At 46.4% G+C, this 9,506-nt stretch carries 10 protein-coding genes; 3 read left to right on the top strand and 7 right to left on the bottom strand.

All coding sequences use genetic code 11. The annotated features are described in order from the left end of the window. On the top strand, positions 1-1,058 hold a 1,058-nt coding region (locus ACWA6V_RS11375), incomplete at its 5' end, for a transglycosylase SLT domain-containing protein (protein ID WP_449522594.1). 85 nt (positions 1,059-1,143) lie between these two features. Here the strand turns inward: ACWA6V_RS11375 and ACWA6V_RS11380 are convergent. Beyond that, the gene (locus ACWA6V_RS11380) at positions 1,144-2,082 is read right to left on the bottom strand and encodes a chemotaxis protein CheV (protein ID WP_449522595.1); all 939 of its coding nucleotides are present in this window, start codon (positions 2,080-2,082) and stop codon (positions 1,144-1,146) included. 227 nt (positions 2,083-2,309) lie between these two features. Between ACWA6V_RS11380 and ACWA6V_RS11385 the strand changes: the two genes are divergently transcribed. After that, positions 2,310-3,389 (top strand): EAL and HDOD domain-containing protein, encoded by a 1,080-nt coding sequence (locus ACWA6V_RS11385; RefSeq protein WP_449522596.1) that lies wholly within the window; start codon positions 2,310-2,312, stop codon positions 3,387-3,389. Beyond that, a complete protein-coding gene (locus tag ACWA6V_RS11390) occupies positions 3,377-3,550 on the top strand; it encodes a hypothetical protein (protein WP_449522597.1) in 174 nt (57 codons plus the stop codon). Before ACWA6V_RS11385 ends, ACWA6V_RS11390 begins: the two co-directional genes overlap by 13 nt. A 5-nt stretch (positions 3,551-3,555) precedes the next feature. Here the strand turns inward: ACWA6V_RS11390 and ACWA6V_RS11395 are convergent, their stop codons facing one another. From ACWA6V_RS11395 to ACWA6V_RS11420, 6 genes are all read right to left on the bottom strand, one after another. After that, positions 3,556-3,804, bottom strand: a complete 249-nt coding sequence (locus ACWA6V_RS11395) for a glutaredoxin family protein (protein WP_449522598.1) — start codon at positions 3,802-3,804, stop codon at positions 3,556-3,558. 60 nt (positions 3,805-3,864) lie between these two features. Beyond that, on the bottom strand, positions 3,865-5,169 hold the full coding sequence (locus tag ACWA6V_RS11400) for a DUF5610 domain-containing protein (RefSeq protein WP_449522599.1): 1,305 nt from the start codon (positions 5,167-5,169) through the stop codon (positions 3,865-3,867). Between the two features lie 74 nt (positions 5,170-5,243). After that, on the bottom strand, positions 5,244-6,125 hold the full coding sequence (locus ACWA6V_RS11405; RefSeq protein ID WP_449522600.1) for an FHA domain-containing protein: 882 nt from the start codon (positions 6,123-6,125) through the stop codon (positions 5,244-5,246). Positions 6,126-6,213: 88 nt separating this feature from the next. Continuing rightward, positions 6,214-6,936: a sensor histidine kinase gene (locus ACWA6V_RS11410; protein ID WP_449522601.1), complete on the bottom strand. Its 723-nt coding sequence runs from the start codon at positions 6,934-6,936 to the stop codon at positions 6,214-6,216. Positions 6,937-6,938: 2 nt separating this feature from the next. Then, a complete protein-coding gene (locus ACWA6V_RS11415; RefSeq protein ID WP_449522602.1) occupies positions 6,939-8,585 on the bottom strand; it encodes a response regulator in 1,647 nt (548 codons plus the stop codon). A gap of 74 nt (positions 8,586-8,659) precedes the next feature. Then, the coding region (locus ACWA6V_RS11420; RefSeq protein WP_449522603.1) for a GGDEF domain-containing protein at positions 8,660-9,506 on the bottom strand (847 nt) is incomplete at its 5' end.

The following is a 9,506-nucleotide window of genomic DNA, read 5'->3' on the forward strand; positions in this document are numbered from 1 at the left end:
CTGAAAAATTAGTGGCCTCGACGCCTAATTTAACGCGGATAGATTTACTTGAATGGTTGCTGCGCGAATCTTTGCGCAAACAGGATTGGGAGCGTGTTAACGAGTGGCTTGCACGTTTGCCTGAAGATGCACGCAAAACCGAGCGCTGGCGCTACTGGCAAGCCCGCACAATGGAAGAGTTAGAGATAAAAGAAATCAACGGCGAAACGGCTGCCAGTATTTACAGCAGTGTAGCCCCGGCAAGAAGTTTTTATGGCTTTTTAGCGGCAGATAAAACCGGTGTAAATTATCACTTGTTGGATCGCCCGATGACATTTACCAGCGAGCAAATTGCTGAAGTAGAAAACGCACAGGGAATTTTGCGCGCGCGCGAGTTTTTTGCGCGCGGTGAACTGGGCGCAGCCAATCGCGAATTTTTCCACACGACACGCCGCATGCCCTTGGAAAAAATGGTGATTGCCGGACGCTTGGCAGAAAAATTGGGCTGGTATCGCAACGGTATTCAGGTGATGGCCGATGCGCAATACTGGGATGATTTACAAGTGCGCTTCCCCATCGTATACAAAGAACATGTGGCAAAAGCGGCGCAACAAACTTCCGTAAACCCACTCTTTATTTTTGCGGTCACGCGCCAGGAAAGTGCGTTTGTACACGATGCAAAATCAACTGCTGGCGCTGTAGGTTTAATGCAACTGCTACCAGCAACAGCCAAACAAACCGCACAAAAAAATGGTTTGAGCTTTACCCCGCAAGATTTGATAAAACCGGAAAAAAATATCGCACTGGGTAGTCGTTACCTGGATCACCTACTCGGTGTATTTGATGGAAACCGGATACTTGCCGCGGCGGCATATAATGCGGGGCCAACCCGTGTGAAAAAATGGCTAAATACAGATAAAGGCGCACAGCTACCTTACGATGTCTGGATCGAAACCATTCCTTACAAAGAAACCCGTGGTTATGTGCAAAACATATTGTCATTTTCAGTCATTTACGCCTACCGCTTGGGGCAGGAAACTAATTTTGTAACGCCGGCTGAAGCCAACCGACAACTGTAAGCCAACAGATAAGCAGGTCAATAAAAAGCCGCGCCTGGATATCCAAGCGCGGCTTTTTACATTTACGACATTTGCTCGACAGAACTTACTTTTTTAAATATTCACGCAATCGTTTTTGTACAACCGCTGCCAAATCATCCGGCTGAAACTTGGATAGAAAATCATTACAGCCAACCTTTTCGACCATCGCCTTATTAAAACTGCCGCTTAGTGATGTGTGCAATACCACATATAAATCTGCTAATGCCGGGTCCTTACGCACCTCGGCAGTCAACCGGTAACCATCCATCTCAGGCATTTCAGCATCGGTTATCAGCATTAAAATTTCATCTGTAGCTTTGCGGCCAGATGCTGTCCACTGTTGCAGCATTTTCAAAGCTTGCAAACCATCCTGAACCGACAACACCTCTATTCCAATATTGCTTAAGGTTTCCTTTACTTGTTTCACCGCCGTTGGTGAATCCTCTGCGAGTAACACTTTTAATTTGCGCTTTTTTGCCTCTGCAGCCAGGTCAGAGTCCAGCACTTCATCGGAAACGGTAGTGTTGTAAGGAATGATGTCGGCAAGTACCCGCTCAACATCAAGGATTTCTACTAATTGTTCATCGATTTTAGTAATAGCCGTTAAGAAATGACTGCGCCCCGTTCCTTTTGGTGGCGGCAGTATTAACTCCCAATTGAGATTCACGATACGGTCAACTGCACCAATTAAAAATGCCTGAACTGAACGATTGTACTCAGCCACAATCAGATTGGCATTTTCCAATTCTTTCAATTCGCTCATTCCAATCGCTGCACGCAGGTCAATTACGGGAACGGTTTGGCCACGCAAGTGAGCCACGCCGCGAATATGGGGATGACTATGCGGCACATGGCGCAGGGTTGGTACCTTAACTACTTCCTGCACCTTAAAGACGTTAATGGCAAATAATTGCCGCCCGCCCAAACGAAACATAAGCAGCTCAAGGCGGTTTTCGCCCACCAAACGGGTGCGTTGATCAATAGAATCTAATAGCTTGGACATGGTTTTTACCATCAATTTTTACAGTTTCTGCAAAGAAACTTGCCATAAAACTCTATGAGTATAGGCAAAATTTGGCGGTGAGCTGGAATTTCAGCGCTGCTGAATAAGAGAGATTCTTGCCGCAACAGTTGTAAGCTGACGGTTGCCAGCTACACTTTCTACTGAGTTGCGCAGATCGCCGGAAGCGGATCTTTCCAAACACAACAATTAATCAATCCGTCTAACCTATGACCGAAGCCATCCCTCTTCTCGCTCGTCAGCCTATTTTTGATGGCAATATGCAAGTCGTGGCTTACGAATTGCTTTGTCGCAATAGCGATTTAAAATTTATCGCTTCAAGCGATGGCGATGCAGCCAGCTCTCAGGTGTTGCTTAACGCATTTACTGAGTTATCCATTGAGCAGGTGGTTGGCACACACAAAGCATTTGTGAACTTTACGCGCACACTGCTCAGCTCTCCCCCGCCGTTTAATCGCCAAAAATTGGTTATTGAAGTGCTTGAAGGTCAGCGGGTTGATGCCTCCATGTTGCATTCGCTGAAGCAGCTGCGCGAACAGGGTTACACCATAGCGCTGGATGATTTTGAGCTTGATGAAAATAGCGAAAACCTTGTGGCTTATGCAGACATCATCAAATTGGATGTGTTGAGCCTATCGCCCGAAAAGCTGCAATATCACATTAATTATCTAAAGCCTTTTGGTGTCACCCTGATTGCAGAAAAAGTGGAAACCTATGAAATGTTTGAGCAGTGCAAAGCATTGGGGTTTGACTTGTTCCAAGGGTATTTTTTGGCTAAACCCAGGGTTATTACCGGGCGAAAAATTTCAGAAAATAAACAGTCAGTATTGCAACTATTGTCTACTTTGCACGATCAGGACGCACCTATTGAAAAAATTGAACGCATGATCGCGCGCGACACCCTGTTGAGCTTTAAATTATTACGCCTGGTTAACTCCGCCGCATTTGGTTTATCGAGAAATGTAGAATCATTGCGTCAGGCAATTATGCTGCTCGGTTTAAATAAACTGAGAAACTGGGTTAATTTGCTGGCTCTTTCCAATTTGAGTGGCAAACCTCATGAGCTCAGTGTGGCCGCATTGACGCGTGCGCGCATGTGCGAAATGATTGCTACTAAGATGAACCAGCGTAATCGTCCTGATGCTTATTTTACTGTGGGTTTGTTATCCACACTGGACGCATTCCTCGACTCTCCACTTGAGGAATTATTGAGTAATCTCTCACTCAGCGAAACCCTGAACAATGCAATGCTGACCCACGCAGGGCCTGAGGGAATGTGTTGCGAGTAGTACAGGCTCACGAGCAGGGGCATTGGCAGGATATTGATTGGAAGCAGCTAGAAGATTTTGGCTTGACCCCGGATCTCATCGCAGAAATTTATGTGGATTCATTACATTGGGTAGCAGAAACCATGAATACCTTGGGGCTGGCACCCAGTGGAAAGCAATAAAAAGATTAAACATTAATTCGCACGAGAAAGTCAGTTGCCTGCTGCGTATCGAATGGCCAACCCAACTCATCGATGTGGCGTGGAGATTTTAATACCGGAATCCTTACCCCATATCGCTCAATCAACTCATCCGATTCAGCGATGTCAATTTCTTCCAAATACAGCGAGTAATTATTCAACAAGGGGGAAACAATATCCCTAGCCATCTCGCATAAATGACAGCCAGGGGTTGAGTAGAGATATATTGATTGCATACACAACACCGCAGAAAAAAAGGTAGTGTATCAGTTCCGCAGCGTGTACTTCACTGAAAATTAACCCAGATCCAGAGCCAATATTTGCTCCATAAAATCGCGGAAACGTTTGCCTTGTTGTTGATCTACCTGCGTCTCTTCACCGGTCACTTTTTCTGCCATATTGGACAGGAGTGATTTCGGCTCATTGAATCCCTCAGCTCGATCCAAACTGGCGAGCAGATCCTTAATGAAATTGCCCAATGGCAATAACTGATCTGCTAACAATTGCGGTTTACCAGAGTTATCTGCTGCGCGGTTTGGTTCAAAGGTTTGATAGGCTTGGGTTACTTGCTGGATTTCTGCTTGCGCTAAATTCAGCGAGAAGCCGCCAATTTGTTCGGCGTCGTAACCTAAATTCATTGCCTGATCGAACGCGATATCCAAATCACCTTCAAAAAATTCGCTGGCAAGATCATTTACTCTTCCAAGCAAATCATTAATTGCACCCAACTCGTCCTCACTCAACTCACCTTCAATAGAGAGCGAAAATGATTGGCTGGAGCTGTAACTGGCATTAAGTGCACTAACTGAATTATTACCGCGACCCGCACGCACTGCCTCGACTGCCAAGCCCTCGCTGGATGTGGCTTTAATAGTAACCTTATCGCCTTCCTTCGTTGTCAATTCAAAGCTGAATTCACGCGCACGGCCATATTCGTAATTGCCGTAGCCGAGGTAACTGCTAGTCCCAGGCAAAAATTCAGGCACATCTAGTTTGGTGGGTGACTTTTTAGGTTCAGCTGTTTTCAAAACGTCGGCAGGTTGATTTGACTTTGGCTCTGCTACACCCGCTTCTGATGATTGGATAAATTTAGAGCGCAGCTCATCAACACCTTCCAGCACCAAATCGTAGGTTTTGCCGATATCTGCTGTTATCTCCGGAGACAATAAACTCAATGCTTCAAGCTTTTCGCTTGCTTCTGCAAAGCCCTTTTTAAATCCGGCCAGGCCAGATTCCAAGCGCGCTTGAAGTTCTTCCTGGCTTGCGCCGTCGGCAATATCCAGCTGCAAGCGACGCTCGATAAAACCTAGAATATTATTGGCGACTTTTTCTGCTGTCAGCGGTTCAAACGTTTCGTATTCAGCACTGGCTGCCTGGCCGCGCGAGCTGATTTTTTCATAGGCCATTGTCAGCGTGCGGTTGACAATTTGCAGAGCAGTCTGCCGTTTATCGTGCAGGCTGGAGGCATCCGTCCCGCTCACCTCGGGTGCTTTGTGCGAATTGCCCTGGGTGGCTGTATTGACCGTGTTTATCTGCGGAAGATGATTGTTACCACTTCCCGGGTTATTAACAGAGGGATTGTTGAGCGAGGAAATATTCATAAATTCACCTGTGTGCAGCCATAGCTGTCTGTAGCATCACAGGTTATCGACTGTTTCCTGCAAAGCTTCAATACTTATTTTCGCGTTAAGAACAGGGCCGTTATAACTATAATGGCCAGCACTCCCAGAAAAATGAGGCCGTATTTTCCTTTGCTATTCTCCTGCGGAGCCGTTTTAGGCTGAATACCTGCGGCTGCGCGGTTCTGAGAGGATGCTCTGGTTGGCGCTATGGCTTTTTCACGCTGGTTGGCTTTAGGCTTGGCGTCTACAACCTCTACTTTGACTGGCACTTTGCGTACTGTTGTCTTGGCCATGTCATCAGAGGGGCCCATCACACCAAAGGTCAGTGCATCAAAACGTAATTCGTCGCCACGTTTGACCCGCGCTTCGGCAACCCTTTTACCGTTTAGGAAAGTGCCATTAGCAGAATCCAGGTCCTTCACAAACAGCATTCCATCAATAATTTGTAATTGCGCATGACGACGGGACAAGTGCGCTGCAGCCAAACTGATATCGCATTCGCTGGCGCGGCCGATGACATTCAACTCTTTGAGTGGGAAAACACGGTTTGCCAGAGCGGTGTGATTGGCTTTAAGTGACCACCCCGTTGTCTTAGGGGCTCGTAATTGGGTGACATTGGCCGACTCCTCGGCGATTACCTTGGCCTCACGCTTTGGGTCGATTACAACCAACTCCACTTGACCAAGGGTGATTTGGTCATCCGGCTTAAGCTCGCAAGCTCCGGTAACAGTTTGCCCGTTAACAATAATAGGCTGGGTTGGAATAAGGTTGCGCAAGGTGAGATGCTCGTTATCAACCAGAACCTCCATATGTACATCGCTGGCGAGGGGGTCATCAATAACCAGCGCATTAGTCGCTGAACGGCCTATGGTGATCTTGGGCTCCACCAGCCATACCGCATTGTATTTATTATCTTTAAAGCGGATTTTAAGCATAAAATTTAACCTGAAAGCGAAAACCGAAACGGGCTGTGATAATGCAATAGCCGCACTGTGATTTCAACACCTCAATCAGGCTGCGCCATCAAGGTAAATAGAGTTTTAGTACCCCTCCCCCTAAGGGACCGTTATTGGCAATTGTCATGTAGCCCTGCCCCTTTTTGGATTTATGTAATTCCAATACTTTGCGTGTAAATAATAATCCTAACCGTGTATTGCCTGAGCTAAACGATACAGGTGTTTGCGGCAACGCCCCCATAAGCATGTTGTCTGGATAACCCTGTCCGTCATCAGCAACAGAGATGCACAAGAAACCATTTTCTTCTGTTGCGCTCACAAGCAGTTGCTTGCGGCTATAGCGCGCGCAATTTACAATTAAATTATTCAGCACTCCGCCGATTAATTCATTATCAAAATACCAAATTAAATCGCTGTCGCAATCCACTTGTACGTCAATATTCCGGGACTTCAATAAGGTATCGTTGCGCGCAATTTGTTCGTCGATAATATCGATCGCATGGTGCTCATCAATCACTACCGACATGGTGTTTTCATCCATCCGGTAGAGTGACAGCAACTGCACCAACTCGCCGTTGATGCGTGCAGCCTCGTATTCCAAAACCGAAAAAAAACGCGCCTGTTCTGCATCTTTTGGTGGTGAACTTGCCATCATGGCAGACAGGGTATTTAACAGCATGCCCAGCGAGTTTTTCATGTCATGTACACTGGATGCGAGCACAAATGAAAAATCAATGGGTGTTTGTCCATAGTTTTCATTACCGTTTTCTTGTTCAGATGATGAATTCACAATTAACCTCGCTTGTCTTTTTCATAAGCCCTAACCAGACTGTTGTACACATCATTCAACTGGCGATAACGTTGGAATTGCGGATGCTGTTGGGAAATGATGGCGCTGGTTTTAGTAAAGGTTTGTTGAATTTTTTCACTGACGCTTGCTTCAAAACGGGTTTTTAATTTATCAATCATAGCCTGCACGTAGTTCAAGCGGAGCCCGATATGATTCGGTAGTTTTTGCAAGGCAGTTTTGAATGCATCGGCGGCGGCAGTGAAATCTTTGGCGTTATAAAAAGCGATTCCCTTTTTATTAATCTCTGCCACCATAAGTTTGTTTTTTTCGCTGCGCGGCTCGTCCAACAATACATCCAAACGCTGCAATTGTTCTTCGTTCCCGGCATAGCGATGTAATAGATCGCCCAACAGCCGTTGCGCATCGTCACTTTTACCGATAAGACGGAGCGTGCGCACCAATTCAATTTGAACCGATAGCGCATCTTCATCTTTGGTATCACCTAGCGAAGATTGCGCGCTCGCCAATGCATCTTGCGCACGCCGCTGATCACCAGCGCACACCTGTAATTGGCTTTCAAGCAGTAAGGATTCAACCTTGCGTAAATTAGTCTTGCCGAAGTTATCTTCCAGATTATTCACGCAGGCTATGGCTTCGCGGATTAATGGTTTGGCCAATTCTTTATCAATTGAAAATAAATCAATCGTCGTCTGTGCAAAAAGCGAGTGAACCTCAGCTTTGTCAAAGCAGGAATTTTCCCCGAGCTTAACAGCGCGTTTAAGTGCGTTAGCGGCAGTGACCAAATCATTATTTTGTTGTGCGACCCCCCCCAATGCCTGCTGACGCAGAATGGAAAGCGGGGAAATATCAGTAGCTTTCTGTAATACGTTTTGCAAACCCTCCGAATCATTTTGCAGTTTATATAAATCGGCTTGCAAATCGTATGCTTTCATACACAGTGGGTTTGCCTGCAAAATATTTTCCAGCCATTGCTGTGCACCCAGCAGGTCATTTTGCGCTAATTTGGTTTTTACCATCCCCAATTGCGCCCACTCCAGCTCGCGGTTATCAAGCACTGCACGATAAACTGCTTCTGCTGCGGTCAAATTATTTTTTTTGAGATACAACTGCCCCAGTAATTTTTGACAGGCATTGGCGTAGCGACTACCTGACGCAACCAGCTCTTTGCAAAGCGTAATTGCCAGTTGGTCATCTCCCGATTTCTGGGCGGCATGAACTGCTTTTAACTCCACGCGCTGTTCAATCAAACGACTAAGGCGCTGATCCAATGCCTTAGGAGTAATGGGTTTGGCGAGATAGGCGTCCGGCTCATAGTCGTAAGCCGCCATAATGGTGCCCTTGCTATTTTCTGCGGAGACAAGAATAAACAGGCTGTCCGAACAAGGGTTATCAGTGGAGCGCAACTCTTCTAATACTTGTTGGCCACTTTTGCCCTTGCCTAAATTGTTATCGCACAAGATTATGTCGTAACTACGCGCCTTGCAAAAACGCAGCGCTTCTTCCCCACTAGCAGCTGAGTCTGCGTTGCCAATCCCCAGATCCATCAGCATTTTGTAGAGCGTTCCGCGAAAATTTTCAAAATCATCAACAATTAGCGCGTGCATCTTGTAGTAGCCAAGATCAGCCATTAGTCCACCTCCATAACGAAATTAGACTAAGGATAGCCCAGGATTTTCAGGCTGCTACTGATTTTTCCTGCCCGTTAACCTTCAATCGCCCCTGTTTGATCAGTACGCGCCAGCTGCGGCTTGCGTCGGCGAGAGTGGAAAAGATTATTGCCGCCATGCATTTTGGCGCTGTGTTTTGCTTCGGCCAGCAGTTGGGATACCTGATGATGAGTTTTACAAAACTCCAGATCAGGCGCAACGCATCCTATTGCCAGTGTTAATACTCCAAATTTTTGGCGCTGCCCCTGCCGGTCGACACTCCAGTATTCGGTAGATTCACGCGGAAGAAATTGGCGACTGGCCTCCGCAAAGCTGATCAATATTTGCTCGCAGCGCTGCTGCCAATCCGCACTGCCAAATACTAAAATAAAGTCGTCACCACCGACGTGACCGACGAAATCACTCGTCGTATCAATGCAATCACACAGGATTCGACTCAACTGCAAAATGGCTTCATCACCAGCACTGTAGCCAAATGCATCGTTAAACGGTTTGAAATGATTGATATCGCAATAAGCCACCACAAATTCTTTTTTGTGCAGTAGTAAATGATCAACCCACTCATATAGCGGTACATTGCCTGGCAATTGTGTGAGCGGATTACTGTGCCGTGCAACACGCAATTTTTCTTCTGTAATCGCACGCAATAAATCGCGCACCTTGCCAACACCGAGATACCGGTTAGCATCGCTCACAATAAAATCAACACTCAAATTTTGTTGTGGATCTTCACTGATGAGTTGTCCAACAACTTTTAAATCCGTTCCTACATCAACAATAATGGAGAGCGGGCTAATAAAATCGCGGATGGGTTTTTGTGCGTGCAACTCATGAGCAAAACGGCGCGAAAAAATATTGAGAATTTCTGCGCGACTGACCATA

This window comes from Cellvibrio sp. (assembly GCF_053579595.1).

Coding starts and splice junctions, on each gene's coding strand:
- ACWA6V_RS11380 (WP_449522595.1), bottom strand. CDS start 2,082: ATGTCCAAGCTATTAGATTCTATTGATCAACGCACCCGTTTGGTGGGC.
- ACWA6V_RS11395 (WP_449522598.1), bottom strand. CDS start 3,804: ATGCAATCAATATATCTCTACTCAACCCCTGGCTGTCATTTATGCGAG.
- ACWA6V_RS11385 (WP_449522596.1), top strand. CDS start 2,310: ATGACCGAAGCCATCCCTCTTCTCGCTCGTCAGCCTATTTTTGATGGC.
- ACWA6V_RS11400 (WP_449522599.1), bottom strand. CDS start 5,169: ATGAATATTTCCTCGCTCAACAATCCCTCTGTTAATAACCCGGGAAGT.
- ACWA6V_RS11415 (WP_449522602.1), bottom strand. CDS start 8,585: ATGGCTGATCTTGGCTACTACAAGATGCACGCGCTAATTGTTGATGAT.
- ACWA6V_RS11405 (WP_449522600.1), bottom strand. CDS start 6,125: ATGCTTAAAATCCGCTTTAAAGATAATAAATACAATGCGGTATGGCTG.